This window comes from Pseudomonas sp. OF001 (assembly GCF_904426495.1).
GTDB lineage: Bacteria > Pseudomonadota > Gammaproteobacteria > Pseudomonadales > Pseudomonadaceae > Geopseudomonas.
This window is the reverse complement of record NZ_CAJGBM010000012.1, coordinates 201,392-222,202: the sequence shown is the minus strand read 5'-3', so window position 1 is coordinate 222,202 and position 20,811 is coordinate 201,392. Positions and strand designations below refer to the sequence as shown.

Annotated in this window: 38 protein-coding genes; all 38 read left to right on the top strand. The window is 63.6% G+C overall.

Features of this window, described 5'->3' with window-relative positions:
- The first annotated feature begins 15 nt into the window (after window positions 1–15).
- The 38 genes from RA210_RS09330 (at window position 16) to RA210_RS09145 (ending at window position 20,766) form a co-directional block, all read left to right on the top strand.
- Window positions 16–441, top strand: coding sequence for a hypothetical protein (locus RA210_RS09330; protein ID WP_201486225.1), 426 nt, complete (start codon window positions 16–18; stop codon window positions 439–441).
- A 79-nt stretch (window positions 442–520) separates the two neighbouring features.
- Complete coding sequence (locus tag RA210_RS09325; protein ID WP_201486224.1) at window positions 521–1,225, top strand: hypothetical protein; 705 nt, start codon at window positions 521–523, stop codon at window positions 1,223–1,225.
- A 1,221-nt stretch (window positions 1,226–2,446) separates the two neighbouring features.
- The gene (locus RA210_RS09320; RefSeq protein WP_201486223.1) at window positions 2,447–3,331 is read left to right on the top strand and encodes a KilA-N domain-containing protein; all 885 of its coding nucleotides are present in this window, start codon (window positions 2,447–2,449) and stop codon (window positions 3,329–3,331) included.
- Window positions 3,328–3,705 carry a hypothetical protein gene (locus RA210_RS09315; RefSeq protein ID WP_201486222.1) on the top strand — a complete coding sequence of 126 codons (378 nt, stop codon included), beginning with the start codon at window positions 3,328–3,330 and terminating at the stop codon, window positions 3,703–3,705. The genes RA210_RS09320 and RA210_RS09315 overlap by 4 nt, the downstream gene beginning before the upstream one ends.
- A gap of 74 nt (window positions 3,706–3,779) precedes the next feature.
- Complete coding sequence (locus tag RA210_RS09310; protein WP_201486221.1) at window positions 3,780–5,012, top strand: hypothetical protein; 1,233 nt, start codon at window positions 3,780–3,782, stop codon at window positions 5,010–5,012.
- Window positions 5,009–5,434: a hypothetical protein gene (locus RA210_RS09305; RefSeq protein WP_201486220.1), complete on the top strand. Its 426-nt coding sequence runs from the start codon at window positions 5,009–5,011 to the stop codon at window positions 5,432–5,434. Before RA210_RS09310 ends, RA210_RS09305 begins: the two co-directional genes overlap by 4 nt.
- A gap of 128 nt (window positions 5,435–5,562) precedes the next feature.
- On the top strand, window positions 5,563–5,775 hold the full coding sequence (locus RA210_RS09300) for a hypothetical protein (protein ID WP_201486219.1): 213 nt from the start codon (window positions 5,563–5,565) through the stop codon (window positions 5,773–5,775).
- Entirely contained in the window at window positions 5,775–6,284 is a 510-nt protein-coding gene (locus RA210_RS09295; RefSeq protein ID WP_201486218.1) for a hypothetical protein, read from the top strand. Before RA210_RS09300 ends, RA210_RS09295 begins: the two co-directional genes overlap by 1 nt.
- 1 nt (window position 6,285) lies before the next feature.
- Window positions 6,286–6,774, top strand: a complete 489-nt coding sequence (locus tag RA210_RS09290; RefSeq protein ID WP_201486217.1) for a zinc-finger-containing protein — start codon at window positions 6,286–6,288, stop codon at window positions 6,772–6,774.
- Window positions 6,775–7,013: 239 nt separating this feature from the next.
- The gene (locus tag RA210_RS09285; RefSeq protein ID WP_201486216.1) at window positions 7,014–7,688 is read left to right on the top strand and encodes a hypothetical protein; all 675 of its coding nucleotides are present in this window, start codon (window positions 7,014–7,016) and stop codon (window positions 7,686–7,688) included.
- A 3-nt stretch (window positions 7,689–7,691) separates the two neighbouring features.
- On the top strand, window positions 7,692–8,027 hold the full coding sequence (locus RA210_RS09280) for a hypothetical protein (RefSeq protein WP_201486215.1): 336 nt from the start codon (window positions 7,692–7,694) through the stop codon (window positions 8,025–8,027).
- 3 nt (window positions 8,028–8,030) lie between these two features.
- Window positions 8,031–8,444: a hypothetical protein gene (locus RA210_RS09275; protein ID WP_201486214.1), complete on the top strand. Its 414-nt coding sequence runs from the start codon at window positions 8,031–8,033 to the stop codon at window positions 8,442–8,444.
- Window positions 8,445–8,455: 11 nt separating this feature from the next.
- A complete protein-coding gene (locus RA210_RS09270) occupies window positions 8,456–8,974 on the top strand; it encodes a hypothetical protein (protein ID WP_201486213.1) in 519 nt (172 codons plus the stop codon).
- A gap of 55 nt (window positions 8,975–9,029) precedes the next feature.
- Window positions 9,030–9,218 carry a carbon storage regulator gene (locus tag RA210_RS09265; protein WP_201486212.1) on the top strand — a complete coding sequence of 63 codons (189 nt, stop codon included), beginning with the start codon at window positions 9,030–9,032 and terminating at the stop codon, window positions 9,216–9,218.
- Complete coding sequence (locus RA210_RS09260; RefSeq protein ID WP_201486211.1) at window positions 9,218–9,511, top strand: hypothetical protein; 294 nt, start codon at window positions 9,218–9,220, stop codon at window positions 9,509–9,511. The genes RA210_RS09265 and RA210_RS09260 overlap by 1 nt, the downstream gene beginning before the upstream one ends.
- A complete protein-coding gene (locus RA210_RS09255; RefSeq protein WP_201486210.1) occupies window positions 9,504–9,827 on the top strand; it encodes a DUF3768 domain-containing protein in 324 nt (107 codons plus the stop codon). The genes RA210_RS09260 and RA210_RS09255 overlap by 8 nt, the downstream gene beginning before the upstream one ends.
- Complete coding sequence (locus tag RA210_RS09250; protein WP_201486209.1) at window positions 9,827–9,988, top strand: hypothetical protein; 162 nt, start codon at window positions 9,827–9,829, stop codon at window positions 9,986–9,988. The genes RA210_RS09255 and RA210_RS09250 overlap by 1 nt, the downstream gene beginning before the upstream one ends.
- On the top strand, window positions 9,985–10,248 hold the full coding sequence (locus RA210_RS09245; RefSeq protein ID WP_201486208.1) for a hypothetical protein: 264 nt from the start codon (window positions 9,985–9,987) through the stop codon (window positions 10,246–10,248). The genes RA210_RS09250 and RA210_RS09245 overlap by 4 nt, the downstream gene beginning before the upstream one ends.
- Window positions 10,249–10,250: 2 nt before the next feature.
- The gene (locus tag RA210_RS09240; RefSeq protein WP_201486207.1) at window positions 10,251–10,547 is read left to right on the top strand and encodes a DUF7736 domain-containing protein; all 297 of its coding nucleotides are present in this window, start codon (window positions 10,251–10,253) and stop codon (window positions 10,545–10,547) included.
- Entirely contained in the window at window positions 10,535–10,954 is a 420-nt protein-coding gene (locus tag RA210_RS09235) for a phage protein NinX family protein (protein ID WP_201486206.1), read from the top strand. The genes RA210_RS09240 and RA210_RS09235 overlap by 13 nt, the downstream gene beginning before the upstream one ends.
- A gap of 25 nt (window positions 10,955–10,979) precedes the next feature.
- On the top strand, window positions 10,980–11,177 hold the full coding sequence (locus RA210_RS09230) for a hypothetical protein (protein WP_201486205.1): 198 nt from the start codon (window positions 10,980–10,982) through the stop codon (window positions 11,175–11,177).
- Window positions 11,174–11,806, top strand: coding sequence for a hypothetical protein (locus RA210_RS09225; protein ID WP_201486204.1), 633 nt, complete (start codon window positions 11,174–11,176; stop codon window positions 11,804–11,806). The genes RA210_RS09230 and RA210_RS09225 overlap by 4 nt, the downstream gene beginning before the upstream one ends.
- Before the next feature lie 14 nt (window positions 11,807–11,820).
- Window positions 11,821–12,126, top strand: coding sequence for a hypothetical protein (locus RA210_RS09220; RefSeq protein ID WP_201486203.1), 306 nt, complete (start codon window positions 11,821–11,823; stop codon window positions 12,124–12,126).
- 10 nt (window positions 12,127–12,136) lie between these two features.
- Window positions 12,137–12,781 carry an antirestriction protein ArdA gene (locus RA210_RS09215; protein WP_201486202.1) on the top strand — a complete coding sequence of 215 codons (645 nt, stop codon included), beginning with the start codon at window positions 12,137–12,139 and terminating at the stop codon, window positions 12,779–12,781.
- Between the two features lie 25 nt (window positions 12,782–12,806).
- Window positions 12,807–13,205 carry a hypothetical protein gene (locus RA210_RS09210; protein ID WP_201486201.1) on the top strand — a complete coding sequence of 133 codons (399 nt, stop codon included), beginning with the start codon at window positions 12,807–12,809 and terminating at the stop codon, window positions 13,203–13,205.
- Complete coding sequence (locus RA210_RS09205; protein ID WP_201486200.1) at window positions 13,202–13,483, top strand: DUF5983 family protein; 282 nt, start codon at window positions 13,202–13,204, stop codon at window positions 13,481–13,483. Before RA210_RS09210 ends, RA210_RS09205 begins: the two co-directional genes overlap by 4 nt.
- 5 nt (window positions 13,484–13,488) lie before the next feature.
- Entirely contained in the window at window positions 13,489–13,797 is a 309-nt protein-coding gene (locus RA210_RS09200) for a hypothetical protein (RefSeq protein ID WP_201486199.1), read from the top strand.
- 163 nt (window positions 13,798–13,960) lie between these two features.
- Window positions 13,961–14,275, top strand: a complete 315-nt coding sequence (locus RA210_RS09195; protein ID WP_201486198.1) for a hypothetical protein — start codon at window positions 13,961–13,963, stop codon at window positions 14,273–14,275.
- A gap of 23 nt (window positions 14,276–14,298) precedes the next feature.
- Window positions 14,299–14,904 (top strand): hypothetical protein, encoded by a 606-nt coding sequence (locus RA210_RS09190; protein ID WP_201486197.1) that lies wholly within the window; start codon window positions 14,299–14,301, stop codon window positions 14,902–14,904.
- A 71-nt stretch (window positions 14,905–14,975) separates the two neighbouring features.
- Window positions 14,976–16,016 (top strand): hypothetical protein, encoded by a 1,041-nt coding sequence (locus tag RA210_RS09185; RefSeq protein WP_201486196.1) that lies wholly within the window; start codon window positions 14,976–14,978, stop codon window positions 16,014–16,016.
- On the top strand, window positions 16,013–16,285 hold the full coding sequence (locus RA210_RS09180; RefSeq protein WP_201486195.1) for a hypothetical protein: 273 nt from the start codon (window positions 16,013–16,015) through the stop codon (window positions 16,283–16,285). The genes RA210_RS09185 and RA210_RS09180 overlap by 4 nt, the downstream gene beginning before the upstream one ends.
- Window position 16,286: 1 nt before the next feature.
- Complete coding sequence (locus tag RA210_RS09175; RefSeq protein WP_201486194.1) at window positions 16,287–16,730, top strand: hypothetical protein; 444 nt, start codon at window positions 16,287–16,289, stop codon at window positions 16,728–16,730.
- Window positions 16,727–17,152, top strand: coding sequence for a hypothetical protein (locus RA210_RS09170; RefSeq protein ID WP_201486193.1), 426 nt, complete (start codon window positions 16,727–16,729; stop codon window positions 17,150–17,152). The genes RA210_RS09175 and RA210_RS09170 overlap by 4 nt, the downstream gene beginning before the upstream one ends.
- Complete coding sequence (locus RA210_RS09165; RefSeq protein ID WP_201486192.1) at window positions 17,149–17,367, top strand: hypothetical protein; 219 nt, start codon at window positions 17,149–17,151, stop codon at window positions 17,365–17,367. The genes RA210_RS09170 and RA210_RS09165 overlap by 4 nt, the downstream gene beginning before the upstream one ends.
- Window positions 17,364–17,639, top strand: a complete 276-nt coding sequence (locus tag RA210_RS09160; protein WP_201486191.1) for a hypothetical protein — start codon at window positions 17,364–17,366, stop codon at window positions 17,637–17,639. The genes RA210_RS09165 and RA210_RS09160 overlap by 4 nt, the downstream gene beginning before the upstream one ends.
- Complete coding sequence (locus RA210_RS09155) at window positions 17,636–17,944, top strand: hypothetical protein (protein ID WP_201486190.1); 309 nt, start codon at window positions 17,636–17,638, stop codon at window positions 17,942–17,944. Before RA210_RS09160 ends, RA210_RS09155 begins: the two co-directional genes overlap by 4 nt.
- A gap of 61 nt (window positions 17,945–18,005) precedes the next feature.
- Window positions 18,006–19,028, top strand: a complete 1,023-nt coding sequence (locus RA210_RS09150) for a ribonucleotide-diphosphate reductase subunit beta (protein WP_201486189.1) — start codon at window positions 18,006–18,008, stop codon at window positions 19,026–19,028.
- On the top strand, window positions 19,018–20,766 hold the full coding sequence (locus RA210_RS09145; RefSeq protein WP_201486188.1) for a ribonucleotide reductase N-terminal alpha domain-containing protein: 1,749 nt from the start codon (window positions 19,018–19,020) through the stop codon (window positions 20,764–20,766). Before RA210_RS09150 ends, RA210_RS09145 begins: the two co-directional genes overlap by 11 nt.
- Window positions 20,767–20,811 lie beyond the last annotated feature (45 nt).

Here is a 20,811-nt window from a genome sequence, read left to right as displayed (position 1 = left end):
AGAAGGAATAGCAAAATGGCCCAACCCCACGACGTCGCCATCCGCATCGGTGGCCACAACATCCCGGTCCCCGCCACCCTCCTCAACGCCCTGCCCCAGTGGTGGCAGGAGGTCGCCAGCGCCTGCAGCCTGGCCCAGGACGAGGGCACCGCCTACCTCGCCGTGCCGTATGGCAGCGACGATCAGGTCATGGCCTGCGACGACGAGTACGACACCCCGTCCGGCTGGTGGGGTCGGTTCCGCATCACCCAGCGCAAGTCCGGGGTGTTGGAGCTGGCCGACGTGCTCACCGGCAACCGCTACAACATCGCCGCGCTCAGCCTGTTCCTGGCCGGCTTGCTCAGCGCCGATCCGGACGACAGCATCGAGGTGCTGCAGATCGCCCAGACGCTGCAGCTGGAACTCCTGGGATTCGACCCGGAGTACCGCGCCGCCGTTTGACGCAGCGTCCCTTCCGCTTACCTACACGCCCTCATTTGAGGGCGTGTTGCTTTCCACATCGAGAAAAAGGATCACAACCATGGCCACTACCACCATCCGCGCCTACGACCTGTACCGCCAGCTGCCCGGCCTCAGCCGCCCCGACCTCAACCACTGGCTGGCTCAGCTCCAGATTTACAGCGCCGGCACCATCGTAGGCACCGGCCTGTTCACCACCATGGACCGCCGTGCAGCTGAGTACGAACTCGGCGTCTACTGCCACGGCTACCCCGAGGCCCGCGACGCCGCCCTGGCCTGGCTCGACGGCCTGGAGGTGATCACCGACGCCGACCTCACCTACATGCAGGAGGTGGCCGACAGCATCGACGCCGCCCTGGCCCAGGACGCAGCGCTCTGGGAGGCCCAGGACGGGGTCGTGATGACCGAGGCAGGCGTGAGTGCCACCCAGCTTGATGCGCAGCGTCTGGAGGCCGCCCCGGGCCTTGAGGCGGTGTTCATGCAGGGCTTCGCCAACGTCCGCAGCCTGGACGTGGAGGTTGACCTGCTGCGCATGGACGGCGAGGACGTGAAGGAGCTGCTGGTGCGGCTGGAGGCGCTCGGCGTGCAGCGGGTGCAGGTCATGGTCCACCGCGTCCTCGGGTACAGCGTGCCGGTGTGGGTCGGGGTGCTTGGCGAGGACGGGAAGGTGGCGAGCGAGCTGGCTGCAGCTGTGAAGGCGGAGCGGGAGCGTCTGCAGCGGTATGAGCAGGCTGTGGCAGCGTATGGGGAGGAGAAGAAGGCTTGACTCGGATGTGAAAATGTGGTAATGGCTGTCGATAGGCAGCCTCTATTATATATATATTTAAAGAAAGAAATTATTTATATATATAAGGGTGTAGAAAGAGGTCGTAGAAAAAGAGGTGCAAACGTGCCAGAAAAAACAACGGGTCGGGAACGGATTTTCAAATTTTTTCGTCGAGACGCTGCATCGGCGATACCCCTCCGTAGATTCAGATGGCAAGTCTGCACCTACTTTCTGCTCAACAGGCTCAAAACGTGGCCCAGACCCACCCTGCACCCCTCAACCACGCCCAAACCCAGGCCCACCACCACCCTGCGACCTTCAATTACGCCGGCCCCTTTGGCGAGCACCCCTGTATTTACCAAACCCACAGCCTGCGCGGCCTCCGCCCTGTTCACCCACCTCGCAGGACCACGCCCAGACCGCCCCTTTCACCCTTCCAGAAGGTGCCACCCAGACCCTCACACACATTAAAGGACGCCCACCTACGACAACTGCCGACAAGCAACGACACCCAGCCCCTCGCCGTGTAGCACGCCAAACCCCCTACACACAATTCCCGACGACCATAATACTCCACAAAAAAGTGTGGTTTATATCGTTATGTTTTCTTCACTTGACCGCATTTGTCGTCACATCGCCCATTTCCACCCCTTCCCCAAGGTGGAAATGACCTATTCCGCACACACTTTTGCACAAATTGGTCATTTTTCGATCAACCTTTTTGTCTGAAAGTCGGTGCGGAATCGGTCGAAATCCTTATATGTTTATACAAAATCGACCCACTTTTCCGCACTCGCTGCCCTTCCGGTCAAAATCGCTCCAGCCCAGTATCCATGCGGGTTTGAGGCCGATTTCAGGCTGTTCCGTGGCGGCGGTGAAACGTATAAGTCGTCTGTAAATAGGTGTAGCCAGCAGTCAGACCTGGGGCGGGAATTGACCTGTTTTTGCAGGGTAAAAAGCCCGCAAACCCGCGTGGCACTAGGGCTCCAGCCATTTTCATGGTGCGGAAATGGCCGAAAATGCCAAATGGCCCTCTGGAGGGGTAATACCTCCGGAAGCCCCGGAATTACTGGGTTTGCGAGATGGTCCAAATCTGGACCATCCCCTCCCGGCAATTAAATACGGCCGCCGCCTGTGGCTATTTAAAAAGAATCCCCCTTTACAGAAACCAACATCTGCGGCAATGTGGGCGAACACCCAAACTACAGGGAACCTACCAAAATGAGTAAACCCACCTCGGTTGAGATCACCTTCAGCGGGGTCACCACGACGATCCCCCGGGACGAGCAAGGCCGCCTGTCAATCAACGCCCTGCACGAAGCCTCCGGCAAGGCCGGGCACCAGCGGCCCGCCGACTGGACCGCACTGGAGCGCACCAAGAACATCGCCCGGATCGTTCAAGAGCGTAACCCCGGCACCCCGGTCCTGGAGTCGAAGCGCGGCAGGTACGGCGGCACCTTCGCCAACCTGACCCTGGCCCTCTCCTACGCCCAGTGGGTGTCCGACGAGTTCCACGTTGCCGTGTGCGAAGTGATGGGTGAGCTGGTCACCCGCGGCTACGTCGTCGCCGACCGCTGGTACAACGTGGCTGACATCGTCCGCATGTACCGCCGGCGCAACGGTGATGCCTACAGCGACCACATGGAGCCGCTGGAGGGCCACAACGACATTGGCTACTACGCCGAGGGCACGACGGAGGAGCAATACCGGAAGGCCCGCGAGATCGGCAGGGTGCGCCTGGAGCGCCTCTCCAAGCGGGAGTGGTCGCACCCCGACAAGTACCACTTCGTGAAGGAAGGCGCTGACCCAGGCGGCAACGGCGATGGCCCGTGCAACTCCTGGTGTGCCTCCCGCTACTACTTCGTCCGTGTCGACGAGGTGTACAACCTGATCGACGTGTTGTTCGGAGACGAGATCGGGCACTTTGCCCCGGAGTGGCGTCACCGTGAGGAGGAGATGCTCAGCGGGCTGCCGCGGTACCGCCGGGCTTCCCTTGACGACCCGTTCCTGGCCCACCAGCTCTCCCTGAACCTGCACAAGCCTCCGCTGATCACCTGGGACAGCTGGGCCGACGCCCTCAACTCCGACGAGGACATGCCGGCATGACTCCGCACGAGCAGATGTTCCGGATGCCGGACGACGAGGAGGTTATTGCCTTCATCGCAGAGTTCAACGACCACAGCGCAGAGGAGTGGTGCCGCACCCTGCTCCAGCGCCTTCCTGTCGACCCCCACGGGGACCGCACCTTCGACGACATCTACACGGCCTTCGCCAAGCACGGCGACTACCTGCCGCTGACTGTCGAGGAGTGCCGGCGCGAAATGAGGTTCTGGGATGAGCTCGACAAGTTGCGTGACCCCGTGGCGCCTGGCCACGGCATCAGCTTCGAGGCGTCTGACCGGGTCAAGTTCGTCGAGTACCTGATCAAGGTCTACGAGACGCCGGACCTGGACGACGGCGAGATCATGTTCATCGACTGATCCCCTAAACCCCACGGCGGCCACGGCCGCCAAGGTGGTACACTACACACAATTCCAGACTACCAAGGCCCACCATGACCAAGCCATCCACCCGCCCGTTCCAGTCCATCCCCAAGCCGTCCACCGCCGGCCCGGTCGGCCGCAACACCTTCACCCCGTCCCCCAAGTTCCTCGCCGCCCGCTACCCGGTCGAGGAGCGCGCCGAGGTCCGCCAGTTCATGGCGTGGTCGCTGGCCAGCGGCCTGTCCTACATCGCCAACCGCCCTATGGCGGCCGGTTTACCGGCTGCCATGTCGCAGTTCGCCAAGGGGGCTGGGCGTTGCCTGTGGAGCTGGGACGACGTGCTGGAGGACGGAGCTGTGCCGGTCGAGGTCGAGCCCTTCCTGATCCACCTCAAGGAGCAGGCCCTACGCCCCACCAGCATGTTCCCGGCGGACATGCGGTCGCTTTCCCCTCGCCTCTGCATCGACCTGCTGGGCGGCAACTACGCCCGAGCCCGTCGTGAGGTCGAGCTGGTGGCCGGCGCCGTCCTGCCAAAGTTCTACCCCCTGGACCGGATCTTCGGGCTGATGAACTACGGCGACGTGCAGGACCACGCCCTGCCCCTGTTGTCCCGGGTGCGCCGCGAGTTCCCCTGCCGCCCTGGCTTCAGCGCCCACGCCACCTACGTGGCCGAGACCATCAACGACAGCCTGTCCCCCTTCGCCGTGGGCATCCTCAAGAGCACGCTGTTCGAGGAGGACCAGGCCCAGCGCCTGCTCAACGCCCGGCCGTGGGTCGAGGAGAAATGCCGCGAGGTGTTCGCCGGCCTGGGCGCCTACCTGGAGGACGACTTCAGCGCGAACTACACCGGCGTGGTGGACCGCCTGCTCCGCGAGGAGTGGCACGTCGACGAGTTCGACCCCGAGGACCCGGAGCCGGACGCCGAACAGGTGATCGAGCGGCTGATCCTCTGGAAGTTCCACGACAACCGCACCCTGCTGCCCGGCCTGCTGCTGGGCCTGTCAGTACTGACCGGCGTCAGCCCGGCGTCGCTCACCGCCTACGCTGTGAGTGATGCCCGGCGCCGCGGCTACAGCTACATCTCGCACACCGACATGGAGGCGCTGGCCACCCTGGTGGAGAACGCCAGCATGAACCAGAACGCCGCCCGCTGTGCCAAGGAGATCCGCGGCCAGGTGGTGGAGCTGGTGGATGCCCAGGCCGGCAAGCAGGACGTGCTCGAGAAGCTGGCCCGGATCAACCGCGCCCGGTCGCTGGGTCAGGTGTTCTGGGAGTGGGAGAGCAGGCTGGGAGGTGCGGCATGAGCGGGTTGCACGAGCTCGGCGACGCTATCGCCGCACTACGCAGCGAGCGAGACGCCCTCACACAGCGGTGCCTGGAGCTGGAACATGCGCTAGGAGTGAAAGAGGAGTTCTACCAAGACGCCCTGCATTCGCATATCGCCCTAGCTTCCCAGCGAGACGCCCTGCGCGCCGAGGTCGATCGCCTGACGGCTGAGAACGAGGACCTCGCCGCCCACCTTGCAGACGCTGAGCACCGCGCCGAGAACGCCGGCCGCAACGCCTCTGCCTTCGAGGGCCGCATGGGCGACCTGCAGGTGGAGAACGGCAAGCTGCGGGACGAGATCGCCCGCCTGCACAGTGTGCTGGAAGACGACACCCGGGTCCGGTACTACAAGGAGTACCTGGACCGCAAGCGCGGCGGTGTAGAGGGCGGCGACCTCTAGCGCCCCCTCCCCCAGCCCCACCAACAGAACCCCGGCAAGTCCGGGGTTTTTCATGCCCGCAAGGCATCGACCGCAAACCCACATTTGTGGGAAACTATAAACACATAAAACTATAGAAGGATAAGCACATGGACATCCTGATCACCAACCCAGCCGGCGCCTCCGCTGTGGTGCCGCTCAACGACGACCGCATGCACCACACGCTGCTCCGAATCTACGGCTGCGCCTTTGAGTCGCAGACCCGCGCCGCCATCGAGGCCAGGCACCGGCTGGACATGGGCATGACCGTCGAGGTCAAGGGCTGGAAGTTCGAGCCGATCACCGATGCGGAGGTGGCGTGATGGCCATCCCGGACTACGCCGACGAGCGCTCCTACAAGTTCTTCAGCCGCAGCCTTGTGGGCACCAAGCACGGCGAGGGCGGCACCGGTTACTGCGTCAGCTGGAACACCTCCGCTGAAGGCCTGGAGCCCACCGCCGTGTACCCCAACTGCACCTGCATCTACTGCGGCAACAGGGCGAACCCAATCCAGGCCGGGCTTCGCCGGCCGCGCAGCACCTACATCGGCGAAGATGACCGCGACTACAACGTGACCGGCTACGCCTGCTGTTGCAAGGGCGCCATGGACGAGGGCGAGCACAAGCTCAAGGTCGCCGAGCTGAAGGAGCGCCACGCCCAAGAGCTGGAAGCGCTCGAGAAGCAAAGGCCGACCCCCGACCCGGAGGTGTTCAAGGCGTTCGCCGAAGACATGGCCCGCCAGATGGCCAGAAAGGCCCTCGACAGGTTCAAGTGGGGTAAGGACCCAGTGAAGGTGGCCCGGCGGCTGGCCGAGCAGGCGAGAGGAGACTGACATGGCCCTCGACCCTCGCCACCTCTCCCTTGAAAAGCTGGTGCCGCCGGCGCCCCTTCCCCATGTCAGCCGCAAATCGCTGGCCAGGGTGACCGACCCCCTGCCGGTGCCGACCACCTGCCACTGCTGCGGCAACCCGGTGCGTCTGATCAACAACAAGCTGATCTACGGCACCGAGTACGGCGAGTGGCCCTATGCCTACCGCTGCACCGGCTGTGCGGCCTACGTCGGCCTTCACCCCAACACCGACATCCCGCTCGGAACCTTGGCGGATGCCCCTCTCCGGGCCGCCCGTAAGCGCAGCAAGGAGGCGTTCGTGAAGGCCACCCGCCTGCTCCACATCAAGGAGCGCAAGCGGTCGTACCAGTGGCTGGCAAACGCCATGAACATCCCCAAGAGCGAGTGCCACTTCGCCTGGTTTGACCTGGACCTGTGCCGACGCGCCGAGCGGGTTTGCACCGAGGTCGTGAAGCAAAAAGGACCCCTGTGATGAACGAAATGAACCTCGGCGCCCTGGACGCCTATTTCGCCCACCTCCCGGCAGACGACCTCCGCACGGTCTCCCGGGCAGTCCTCCAGACCTTGGACAGTTTCCTGGCCGGAGGCCCCATCCCAGACCGCAAGTTCGGCCTGTGCTTCAACGTGGACACGGGCGTCGTCAACCGCCTGCCCCGGGAGTACGAGTACCGGAGGTGGGCCGGGCAGTGCGCCCGGAACCTCGTATGTCACATGGCCCAGAGTTGGCCCAAGTACAGCGGCGACTGGAGCTACCCGGTGCCTGGAGCCAACGGCGAGTCCGCGGCCGTGGCGTTCTATGGGGAGACCGACTGCTGGGCCGGCGAGTACGGACGACTGCGGAGAGAGCTGACCCAGCACGTCAGGGACCGCCTGGCCGAGCTGATCGGCATCTCGCACTGGGAGATCACCGCCTACGGCTTCGACGGCGGCACCGACGAGACCGACGACAGGATCATCTGGGTAACCGCCGAGTCTGAGGCGCAGGTGCAGGACGCCATTGCCGGCACCGATGCCGACTACACCCCGCTCACCCCCTGCCGCCGGCTGATGCCGTCGACTTTCACCTGCCGGAAGACGCCGGTGCCCTCCGCGGCCGGCTACTGCAGTTCCAACTGGAGACCTGACATGGCCAAGCACCGCGCCACCAATGAAGAACTCATCAACCACCTGATGAACTGGGCCAAGTCCGGCCCGCTGATGCAGGCCTACATCCTCGAGGCCATCCGGGCATACAGCGAAGGCGTGGCCGCCGCCCCACAGGGCTTCATGGACGGCCACATGGTAAGCGAGGACGCCTGGAGGGCCTGCGGCCGTGAGTACCTGGAGGCGCTGGCCAACCGCGACCAGCTGATGATCGAAGACTGGGACCAAGAAGGGGAGTTCTGAGCCATGAACCTGATAGCTCGCCTCGTCGTCCGTGACGAAGGCAAAGACAATGCGCCGCGCCTGATCCTCGGCACCCTCACCCAGCAGCAGGAGTTCTTCAAGAAGGGCACCGTCTACGAGGTGGTCGAGATGCTGGGCGAGATCGTAATCCGCGAGGTGGGACCAACCTGCCTAGCCGGCGAGGGGGAGACCTACCGGGACTCCCCTATCGGTCTCCACTGGATAGGGCACTCGGTGGATGAAGTGCTTTCCCGCGGCGGGAAGATGCTGTTCCTGACCCGCCCAGAAGCTCAGCAGGTCGTCGACCAGCAGCGCGCCGCCCGCGCCTTGGAGGACTGAGCCATGCCCAAGCATAAGCTCGAGGTCGAACTGACCCTCCGCTACAGCTACCACGTCGGCTGGCGGCACCTCAACGACACCCTGTACCTGTTCGACGGCCGCATGACCACGCCGCGCCGGGTCGAGGTGGACGAGGACCGCGACGGCTGGCTGGACCGCTGCGTCGTCACCCTGTCGCCGGCCGAGCTGGCCCGTGCCAAACGGGCCTACAAGGTGTACCGAGCCTGGGCCAAGGCAGACCGCGCCGAGTGGATTCCCACCTTCACCCAGGTGCTCGAGCGGGCCACCGGCGACTACTTCGACCGAGGCTGCCGCTGCGAACACGACTGCTGTGGGCACGTCAGTGCCTACGGCGTGGCCAAGCGCATCGGACCCCGCACCTTGTCGGTGCGGGTTCGCAACATCATCAACGTATAGGAGAACGAGCAGTGAACGAACTCAACATCCAATGGGCCGACGCCCCGGAAGGCTATGACATCTGGATCGTAGACGATAACGGCAGCCAGCCGTCCGCCTGGCACCGCGAAAGCGGCGACCGCTATCAAGACCAACTGGGCCTGTACTGGTCGAAAGGCGGCGACGGCTTCACCGCCTACCACCGCCCCGTCTGGAGCGGCCACGGCCTGCCGCCGGTGGGCAGCAAGGTGTTGTTCGTCCCGGATGCCTGCGACAACGCCGACGCCGAGTGGCACAGGCTTCTGTCCACGGACGGCTCCGAGGTCGTCGAGATCCTGGCCCACTACTCCCCGTGCAAGGACAGCGGCACCGTGGCCGTCTTCTGCTTCGACAGCAAGGACAACGGCCGGGAGGTCGAGCAGGCAGTAGCAGGCTGCTTCAAGCCGCTGCCGCCGGCAGTCTCCGAGGAGGAGCTGGACGAGATCGAACGGCTCTACGAGGAAGGCGGCCCGGCCGCGCTCTGGGACGCCGGCTACCGCAAGACCAACTGATCACCAAGCCCGGCGGCCAACTGGCCGCCAATCCCACAAATACAGGAATAAGCAAATGTCACTGGTACTCACTAGAAATGTCGGCCAGACCATCATCATCGGCGAAGGCGCCGACGAGGTCCGTGTCACCGTCGCCCACGTCAAAGGCGGCCAGGTCAAGCTGCTCGTCGACGCCCCGAAGCACATCGAGGTCGATCGTGAGGAAATCCGCGAGCGCAAGATCCGCAACCCGAGGGCCGCGTGATGAGCGACGTCAAGTTCAAAAACGGCGACAAAGTCGTCGTCACCGGCTTCAAGGTCGGCAACCCGACCTGGCCCGGCGACCACTTCTTCGGCACCACCCCGGTCATCGAGCACCTGGTTGATAGCAAGCAAGTGGTGACGGTCGTCGACGATGCCGCGATGGTCACCCTCCGAGGCGTAGGCCACACCTGCATACAGATTCAGACGCGAGCCGGATGGGACTACTGGTTCCTGCCGGCTGAGCTCCGCCTGGCCACCGAGGACGAGATCGCCAACGAGGTGGACCATGGCTGACCGCACCCAGCGCATCGCCGAGCTCAACGACCAGTTCCGCACCACCGGCCTGGGCGGCCAGATCGTGATGACCCAGGGCGTCAGCCGGCACCAGTTCAAGGAGCAGGTCCTCGCCGCCGTCCGGGAGTTCGGCGACTTCACCGAGGCCAACGACCCGCATGGTGAGCACGACTTCGGCGCCGTGACCGTCGACGGTGAGACCTTCTTCTGGAAGGTCGACTACTGCGACCTGTCGATGCAGTACCTCTCCGAGGACCCCAGCGACCCCGCCAAGACGTGCAGGGTGCTCACCATCATGCTGGCGGAGGAGTACTGATGCAGCGGCTCATAGACCACCTATGCGCCTTCCTGGCCGGCGTGACCGAGTTCCGCCAGTCGTTCACCAAGGCATACCCGCACGACGACGACCTGAGCGTGCGGTACGACCAAGGCCGCGAGCTGGCCCACCGACTGACCTTTCGGAGGTACGAGGCATGACCAAGCTCACCGCAGAGAACCTGCACACCCAGATGCTGGCGGCTCGCAGCCGGCACGACCTCGTGAAGATGTACCTGGGTAGCGCAGAGCCGGACGCAGAGCTCTACCTCACCTCCAAGGGCAGCGGGTTGCCGCCATTGAAGGTGAGCACTGACGTGCTCATCAACCTGCTGGAGACCGAGGCAGCAAGGGCAGGGCACGAGTACAGCGAGTTGGTCCGCAAGGTCCATGCCGTCAACCAGCTGTTGAGCGAGGAGTAACCATGGAAATCCAACGACTGCGGAACCTGACAACCGGAATCCTGCATACCCGGATGCAGGACATCTACGAGGACATTGAGCACCTGACCGGCTCGAAAGGGGTGATGACCCACCAGCTGGGAATGGCCAGCAAAGCCCTCGAACCTTACCTGAGAAACGTCGCCACAGACCCGCGCCTGTGGGACGGCCGGCATGACCCCTCGCACACCGGAGAGATCGAGGTTCCTCCGTTGCAGGGCGCTGACCTCGCGGAGTTCTGGGCGCGATACGACGATGAGGTGGAAAAATGGCTGAGCTGAAGACAGCCAACCTCGAGGGCCTGGCCCTCGACTGGGCGGTGGCCAAGTCCATTGGCTGGGTCAACTACCCAGAGGATTCCGTAGAACACGGAAAAATCTGGCACATAGAGCCGACCAAGGCGCCGTTCGGGCGGATCATGTCCGCAGAGTCATGGAAGCCATCGACAACCTGGGCACAAGGGGGACCTCTACTGGTCGAGCACGACATCATCTTCCGCAAGTACCACCGACCAGACTCCCCGGACCACGGCAAGTACTACGCCATGGTCCACAGAGACTCGGGGCAGATCGTCCACTGGAGCAGGAGGACCAGTCTCACCGGACCCACCCCACTGATCGCCGCCATGCGCTGCCTGGTGGCCTACGGCCTCGGCGACACCATCGACATCCCGGAAGAACTGCTCTAACACCCACAAATACAGGAAGTAGCATATGCAGAAACCAAACACCCGACCGACCTGCGGCTTCCAGCCGGTCTACCACGGACGCCGTAAGTTCGCCTGGGACGGCAACCCGCCCCGGGCCATCAAGAAGGGCGAGTTCTACATGTCCGGGGCGATCCCCGGCGCCTACGAGGCCCTCAGCGACAGCGAGGCCTTGCACTTCATCCTGGTGGAGGTGCCGCGATGATCACCACCGTACCCTTCGCTGGCTTCTACGGCAGCCTCCACGAGAGTGAGCTGGACAGCGCCCTGGAGCAGATGTTCACCGACCGTGACACCGGCTGCCACCTCAACGCTGGCCTCTACGACCGGGCCTACTGGTCGATCGACTGGCAGATGGTGCACACCAAGTACGCCGCGGCCTACGTCGATGCCTTCGCCCACAAGTTCGGCATCAAGATGACCTTCGAGAGCCTGAGCTCTCCACGGGAGTACAACTTCACCACCGACCGGATCTTCGCCGAGATCAGTCTCGACGAGGTGAAGCGCCTCCGCGCCGAGACCAGTGAGTGGACGCTCCGAAACAAGGTCCGAGAGCAGTTCACGTCCTGTGACGGGTTCATCAGCTCCTACCCGAACGACCTGGACGAGTGGGACAGCATCGAGACCTGGGACCACAACGAGGTGGGCACCCTCCTCTTGGCCTACGTCGAGGACGCTGACCCCGACTTCGACCAGTACGCCGAGATCTACCTGATGGGGCACGTCCGGGACAACGGCCGGTACGACGAGTGGTTCTACGACTGCGGGCCGAAAGTGCACCGCCTGCTGAACGTCCACGACTACCTGGAGGCCCGCAGTCGGCGGGCAACCTGACCAAGGAGACCGCCGTGAGTTACGCCGTCATCTGCGATGCCCGTGCCGGCGAGAGCCTGGGCATCCAGTTCCTCGCCTTGGTCGATCGCAGCAGGTCTCGCAAGCAGTGGTGGACCAGCGACGACCCGAGCATCGCCATCAACTACCGCAGCCTGTCCGCCGCCCGGTATGCGGCCCGACGCCTGCACCACAACAACGCCCGCGTGGTGCCCTTCCAGAGCGCCGTGAAGTGGCTCAGGGAGCAGGCCAAGGAAATCCTGCACAACGAAGCTCTCAGCGCCTGCGAGGCAGGCTGGGACGCCCACAAAGACTCTTTCTGAGGAGAAGCACATGAGCGACATGAAAATCTGGGTCGGCGTACTCGCCGACTACAACGCCGGCCGCCTGCATGGCCAGTGGTACGACCTCGATGACTACACCGACGCCGAGGACCTGGAGGCCGCCGTCCGTAAGGACCTGCTGGTCACCTCCCACTACCCGAACGTGGAGATCGAGTGCCCGTTCTGCGGCGGTGACGGTATCGACACCAACCAGCACGACAGCGTCTGCACCCACTGCCACGGCACCGGCGTGATGGCCGCCGCCGAGGAGGTCGGGATCTTCGACCACGAGGGGTTCCCGAACGGCACCGTCGGTGAGTACACCCAGTTCTCCACGTTGTTCGAGTTCAAGGAGCAGATGGAGGAGGCCGAGGACGAGTTCGGCAGTGACGGCCCGGAGATCGTCGAGGCCTTCCACCACTGCTTCGGGGTGGGCGCCGGCGATGTGACGATCCGCCAGATCCGCGATGCCTATCGCGGCGAGTACGGGTCCGGCGCCGACTTCGCCGAGGAGTTCTACCGGGAGACCTCGGAGCCTGGGTTCATGGACCAGCAGCTCATCAACTACGTCGACTGGAACCGGGTGTGGGAAGGCGAGTTCGAGCAGGGGGTCAGTGAGCACAACGGCCACTACTTCTGGTCCAACTGGGCGTAATACCCATAAATATAGGAGTAATGAGATGAACCTTTCCCAACGACTGATGTACATCGACACCGACGTCAAGCAGCTGCTCAAGGACGCAGAGGAGGCCGCAGGGGTCCTCAACCGAATCCATGCCGTGCTCGACGGCCAGGAATGGGACAGCGGTACACCGGCGGCTATCGCCGAGATCCTGATCGAGGCCGGCTTCGAGATCCGCGCAGTCGAGGTTGAGCAGTGCTTGACCCCCCTATCCAAGTACGGCGACCACATGACGATTCAGGAGTTTCTTGAGTCAGTGGAGTGCGGCGCGTTCATCCCTGACGACGGTGACGGCTCCTGGGCTACGGAAGCTAGCTACGAGAGTGGTTCCAGCGTCTGGACCGACCTGAACAACCCGCCGGCCTGGGCTACCCACGTCGTCTGGTTCAACAAATGAGCCGCCCCATCCCCATGCAGGTCCCGGTGATCAGCACCGGGCACCTGGACCAAGCCACCGCCGAGCGGCTCACCGAGCAAGGGGACTCCAACGACTGGTGCCCTTGCGCCCCGTGGCACTACGGCTACTTCCTGTACTTGGATGCCCCTGACGAAGGCGCCCCGCAATGCCTGCTGGACATCACCGACTGGCTGCAGAAGCACGGCTTTCACGACTGCTGGGTCCGGCTCGACTGTGATACCGACCCGGTAGAAGACCTTCCCCATTACGACTGGTGAACACAATGAGCATCCAGCAAGAAAAAGCAGCCCTGGCCCGCATCATCACTGCCCTCCTCCCGCTGGGCTGGGAGCCTTGCAAGCTCGACGACGGCGGGGACGACCTGATCGACCTGTCGCACATGGACACCGAGGACGTTGTCGAGAACTGTGCAGCAGTGGATATGTGCCACCTGCACTTTCGTGACGAGGCGTGCAGGGTGGCAACGGTCGTGATCATCTGGGGCAACAGCCCGGAGGAGCTGATCGCCGACGCCACGATGAGCCACGGCTTCGACGAGGCGCTGGAACAGGCCGGGGCGTGGCAGGAATGACCAGCCGTCTCTACGAGGTCAGCTTCTACCACCACGACGACCAGCAGATGGACTACCCGCAGCGGTTTATCTGCTGGGCCGAGGACGAAGACGACGCGGACGAGCAGTGCAGGGAGCAATACCCCCCACTGCACCACCACCCACATCGGAGAGGTTGACGACGATGAGTGAACTGAGCAAAGGCCCCTACCTCACCCCGGACGAGATCGCCGAACGCATCGAGGAGCTTCGCGCTGAGCTGGAGAATCTCGAGAGCGTGGTCAGCGTCGCCGAGAGCTGCGCCGGCTGGCAAGGCGGGCCGCTGATCCGCGAGGATGAGTTCGTTAACTACTGCCGGGAGCTGGCCTCAGAGGTCGGCCAGATCGACGCCAGCAGCCCGCTGGAGAGTTTCGTCCGCTGGGACGACTGGGCCGAAGCAGTCCGGCAGGACTACCTTGTCGTCGACATCGACGGCGAAGACTTTCTGATCCGCAAGTAACCCACAACTACAGGAATAAAGACATGAGCATCAAGCACGAAACCTTCACCGTAAACCGCAACAACGCCTACAGCATCTCGGCCATCTTCGACTCGTTCATCCGACTCGAGCGCGCCAACTCCCTCGCCGCCAAGGCCCTCTCCGTCACCTCCTTCCATGCTGAACTGGACGCAGGGCACAGCCACTGGCTGGCCGGCACCCTGTTCATCAGCGCCCAGATCGCAGCCCTGGTGGATGATCTGGTCGACTTCGACGCATGGAATGATCGGATCGGCGGGGTGTTCACCTACGAGCACCTCGAGTTCCAAGAGGGTCAGACCGCTACTGGCTGCCGCAGCCTGCCGGCGTTCCTCTGGGTCCGTCTGAGCCGGGACGCCTGGTATCAGGCGGTGTGCAACTACGTCGAGATCGACAAGGACGCCCTCGAGATTTTCTTCCGCCAGTGGGCACTGGATAACAACGTCCCGCTCAAGGACGGAGGGGTCCTTGACCCGGAGGAACTGGAGGCGAAGTACGGCCGTGAGCATCCGAGCTTCACCCGGGCCATGTGGCAGGTAGCGGTCCAGCGAGGTGCCACCGATGCCGGCTACTGGGACTGGGTCGCCGGCTCGATCGAGGAGGTTGTGTGAGCCTCCGGGCTCCTCTCACCGTTATCGCCGTCGCCCTTTCTGGGGTGACGGCAGCTTCGGTGGGAAGCGCTGTGTTCAAGCTCATCAGCGACCCGGTGCCGGCCTGGATGTTCGCCGGCGCCGCGGTGCTGCTCGACGCCTACAAGTACATGGCCTGGCCCAGGGCAGACGCCCTGATCAAGGAGCAGCGGCCCGCGCTGGCCAGCCTGATGATCGGGTTCTCCCTGCTGTTGGCCGGGGTGTCCGGCTGGGCGGTCTACGACCGCCTGGACAACGCCATGGCCAAACGCAGTGCAGAGTCCAAGGCCGTGGCAGAGCAGCGCATCCGCGACCTGGAGGCGGCAAGGGAGGTAGACCATGCCCGTCTCCGGGCACTGGCAGCCGATGCGGACCTGGTGCGCCGGCAGGCCGCCGCGCTCACCGATCTCACTCGCATCAGCAAGGCCGCTGAGCTGGCTGCCGCCGGCAAGGCCCAGGTCGACAAGGAGCGGGGCGAGATCCTGGCTCGGCTCGATGCGTCGTCGCTTGAACTGACCCGGCTGAGGTCGATGCCGGAGCCTGCGAAGCTGCCTCCGCTGGCGACCCTGCTGCTTTGCCTTGGGTTCGCCTTCTCGCTCGAGCTGGTTCCCGTCCTGATCTTCATGGACGTGCACAAGCGCCGACGAGAGTCCGCGGCAGAGGCGCAGGTTCCAGCTTCGGAACCGCCGCCGGAACCGCTCTACGACGCGGCTCCCGTGCACATCCCTGTCGAGCCTGAAGTGCCACAACTTCCGCCGAAACCCGACCCGGAACCGGCCCCGGCCGCGGATATTTCTGCGGATTTACCGGAGCCGAAGGAGCAAATACCGGAACCCACATTCCCACAAATGCGGGAACCAGTCCTGGAGCTGGAGCCGCAGCCGGAGCCTTCACCTGAAGACCGAACCCTGCTCCAGAACCTGCTCGACAGCCTGGCCGGAGTTGAACCCGGAACCTCCATGCCGATCAAGAAATTCGCCCGCGCTGTGGGGATCGGCAACACCAAGGCCGGGGCCGTCTTCCAAGCCGCCGAGGAGCTTGGAGCCCTGACCAAAACCAACCGCGGCTACGTCGTCGCCGAGAGGAGTGCATGACCCTGACCGAACTGCTCGCCGCCGACGTGCGGCACGACAACCTGCCGAGAGGCTCCTACCACCACGGCTATCTGGCAGCGTTATTCAGCCACGTTGAGGTAGAGCTGAGGCCGGCTAAGCCAGCCTTCACCTCTGTCGACCTAGACACGCTCAAGGAGCTGACTCAAGAGGTGCAGGCCGTAGGCAACAGCCGTATGACCCACCGCCCCGGCCGGGAAGCCTGCAGGGTGGTGGCCTTCTGCCTACTCAGAAAATGGAATGAGGTGTGACATGCGAAGAACAAACCTGGACATGCAGGCCATCGCCAGCAGAGTCAGCACTGCCTTCTCGACCCTCCGCTTCAGCAAGGGCGATCTGAAGATGATGGGCCACCTGCTAGAGCCGCTCCGCGAGGAGCTGAGCACCAGAACCGCTTACGGCCGCCGCCGTTACCCCATGTACCTGGTCGGCTACGCTCAGGGTCTCACCGACGCTGAATACCGCCGGATCATGCAGTACGAGGTGGAGTTCGTGTACCGCCACCCCGAGACGAAGGTCATCTACTCCACGCACTACGGCAGCAGCCACCGCAGCACCGAGGAGTTCTACGACCGCCAGGCCGGCAGCGAGCTGAACGACTACGAGGCGGCTCACGTCTGGAAGGGAACTGACAAGGCGTTCAACGGCTGGGAGCCAGTGTGGAGAAAGCGCGAGACCCTGGAGGACGCGGCATGAAAAAGCCCCTGTACCTGGCCCTGGCCGAGCTGATCGGCCGCAAGCACCGGCTGAGCCAGCCCGGCAGCAACGCCACCATGCTCCGCCACGTCGAAGACACCCTCGAGCACCTGTGCAAGGAGTACCTGCCGTCCGGCAGCGGGTTCGACGCCGGCACCGAGCTGGCCGAGGACGAGTGCATCCAAGGCGGCCTTGTCACCAAGCTGGTGTTCATCACCCATTTCCACCACATGGACGATCACGGTGTGTACGACGGCTGGACCAGTCACACCGTCAAGGTGACACCGGACTGGCGTGGGTTCCACCTGGCCGTCACCGGCAGGGACCGGGACGGCATCAAGGACTTCATCAGCGACACCTTCCACCATCGCCTGATGCTGGAAGTCGAGTACGAGCAGGTTCCGCAAGGAGGTACGGAATGACCCATCGCATCGAGATCCGACAGTTCGGCAACGAACTGGCCAGCTTCCCCACTACCAGCAACGTCGAGCACGAGATCGACGAGCACGAATTCATGGCTGCCTGCGCCGTAGCCGACTCCCTGCACATGCACGGCCGGCTGGAAACCGGCTACTACGAGGTGGTGCTGGTCAATTCGCAGGGCGGCGACTTGGACAGCATGGAGGCCGTGGCATGACCCTCTCCCTCAAGATCCAACGAGCAGTCCTGGTCGGCCCCCGCGGGGGCCGCATCAACGGCCTGGTCGCCCTCTACCCCAGCGGCGAAGTCGCCGGCCTGGCAAACGACCGACAGCCTATGCCGCTGGCCCAGTCCATAAGCAAGGCCAACAACGTCAGGGTGCTCTGGTCGATGAAGTCAGGCATCTACCCGTTCGACCTGAGCATCCGCCGGTATGAAGCCGGCCTGGACCCGGTTGACCCACTCGACAAGATCAGAGGTAGAACATGAGCCTATTTGATCCGATCGCCGGCCAGATTGCCGTAGCCGACCCACAAGGAGACCTGTGGGTTGTTAGCGGGCGCATTCCCGGTGATGACGACGACACCACGTGCATGATCCAGGCGTCTACCGAGCAACAGGCCAAGACGCTGTTTGAGCGGCTGCTGTACGAGATATTCGGATCGGCAGACGAGATCGGCATGGAGAAGGACCACGCCGTCAGCGTGTACGGAACGAGTCGCTACATCATCACCTGTGACCGGGTTGCAGTGCTTGTACCCAAGGAGCTTGGCACGACCGCCGGCCAGGGATAACATTTGTGGAAATGTGGGTCTGCGTTTGCGGACCCTTTCTTTCTCCCAAAAGAAAAGCAGAATGACAGAGCCCACCTACAAGAGTCAGATCGAGACCCCGACTGACTCCTACGTCACACGGTATCCCTGGGCCGTGGAGATGGCGATCGAGCAACAGGACATCTTCTGGCCGGCGCACGAGCTTGGCGTCGAGGAGGACGAGGCGGACTTCCGGGTCAACCTCAACGAGGCTGAGCGTCACGGGGTCCTGACTGCCCAGTCGATCCTCACCAAGTACGAGCAACTGATCGGCGGCGACGACTTCTGGGGCGGCAAGATTGCCCGCCTGTTCCCCCGGCCGGACATCCAGCGCATGTGCGCCTGTTTCTCCAACGTCGAGTACAACAGTCACGCGCCGTTCTACGCCATCGGCAACAAGGTCATGGGCCTGGACACCGACGAGTTCTACTCGCAGTGGCGGCATGACCCGGTGCTGGCCGAGCGCATCGCTTTCATGGAGCGGTACGCCGCCAGTGACGACGCCCTGGTGGTGACCGCAGCCCTCGCCTTCTTCGAGGGCGCTGTGCTGTTCTCCAACCTGGGGTTCTTCAAGGGCTTCAACAGCCGGGGCTTCAACTTCATCCCGCACTTCGTCAGCGGGATCGACGGCAGCACCAAGGACGAGAACTACCACAGCCTGGGCAGCAGCTACCTGTTCCAGACCTGCAAAGCTGAGCGAATTGCCGCCGGCAACCACAGCGAGGAAGACGAGACCCGCCTCAACGCCATCATCGACGACATGGCGCACCACGTCACCCTGCACGAGGCTCGCATCACCGAACGGCTGTTCGAGATCCCTGGCAATCGTGTGGTGACCCACGAGGAAGTCACCCACTTCTTCCAGGATCGCGTCAACATCGTTCTGGAGCGCCTCAGCCGCCCACCGAAGTTCCTGCAGGAGAAGGGTGTAATCAGCGGCTGGTTCTACCAGCAGCTCAGCACCGTCAAGGTGCCTGACTTCTTCGCTGCCACCCAGCTGCAGTACCGCCGCAACTGGGCCAAGCACAAGCTGGTATTCGACGTGGAGCTCGCCAATGGCCTTTAAACCTGTTGGCGTCACCGCCGAAAACCTGCAGATGTTCGAGCAGCTCAGCGCCGAGCGCAAAGCCGGCCAGGCTGCCGGTATCCTACCGACCTGGTACACCACCCAAGGCTACCAGATGTTCAAGGAGGGCTACGCCGCCCCGGAGGAGACACCGGCCAGCGGCGTCGCCAGTGTCCATGCCCGTCACACGGTGATCGCCATCACCCTGGCCCGCCACATGAAGGGCCGGGTCTCAGAGTGGGAAAAGAAGTTCTTCGACCTGCAGTGGTCCGGGCGCCTGTCGCCGGCCAGCCCGGCACTGGGCAACACTGGCACTAGCCGCGGCCAGTCGGTCAGCTGCTCGGGGCAGGAGGTCGACGACTCGGTGGCGTCCTACTACGGCAACCTGAAACGCATGGCACTGCTGAGCCAGAACGGGTTTGGAACCTCCGGGGACTTCTCCAAAATTCGCCCCCGTGGATCGAAGATCAGCCGCGGCGGCAAGGCCAACGGCCCGGTGCCTGTGATCGACCAGTTCTTCGACACCGCCGGCAAGATCCGCCAGGGTCGCCGCCGCGGCGCATTCGCAGCCTACCTGGACATCGAGCACGCCGACTGGGACGAGGCCGCTGACAGCCTGCTCAACAGCCCGAACGGCAAGAACTACGGCTGGACCATCCGCGACAGCTTCGTGGCCCGCCTGAAGGCCGGCGAGGCGGATGCCCACCGCCGTTTCACCAAGGCGCTGTACATCAAGCTGGTCACCGGCAAGGGCTACTTCTTCTGCGTGGACAAGGCCAACCGCCACCGCCCGCAGATGTACAAGGACTGGGGCCTCGACATCGTGGCCACCAACCTGTGCACCGAGATCATGCTGCACAGCTCCAAGGAGTTCGACTACTCCTGCATCCTGGCCAGTCTGAACCTGGTCCACCTCGACCAGATCATGGACCCGAACGACGAGACCATCTTCGAGGCCATGGTGTTCCTCGACTGCCTGTGCAGCGAGTTCATCGAGCGCAGCAAGGGCGTCAAAGGCCTCAAGAAGGTCCGCAAGTTCACCCAGTACGGTCGTGCGGTCGGCCTGGGCGTCATGGGCCTTCACACCTACCTCCAGATGAAGCGCATCCCGTACATCAGCCTGGAGGCGCAATTCCTCGACAACGCCCTGTTCAAGCGCATCCACGACGAGACCCTGCGGGCCTCCCAGTGGCTGGCCAAGGAATACGGCGAGCCGAAGTGGTGCAAAGGCTACGGCGTGCGCAACACCCACCGCACCGCCCTGGCCCCCACCAAGTCCACCGCCCTGCTGATGGGCGGCGTGTCCGAGTCCTGGCTGCCGGACCCAGCGATGATCTTCGACGCCGGCAGCGCAGTGGGCGAGCTGCGCCGGATCACTCCGGTGATCTACGAGCTGATGAAGGAGCGCGGCGTCTACAGCGAGGCCACTATCAACGACATCATCGAGCACATGGGCTCGGTGCAGCACGTTGACTGGCTGGACGAGCACGAGAAGCTGGTGTTCCTGACCGCGTTCGAGATGGACCAGGAGATCCTCCTGCGCCGTGCAAGCCTGCGCCAGAAGTGGCTGTGCCAGGGCCAGAGCCTCAACTTCTTCGTGCCGGAAGACGGCTGCGAGGAGAAGGTGGCCCGGCTGATGACCAAGGTGCTGTGCGACGAGAACATCTTCAGCCAGTACTACATCTACAGCCGCAGCGGGGTCGTCGTGAAGGACGAATGCGTCGCCTGCGCCGCGTAGCCTGAACCCACAACTACAGCAACAAGGGTCTGCACATGCAGACCC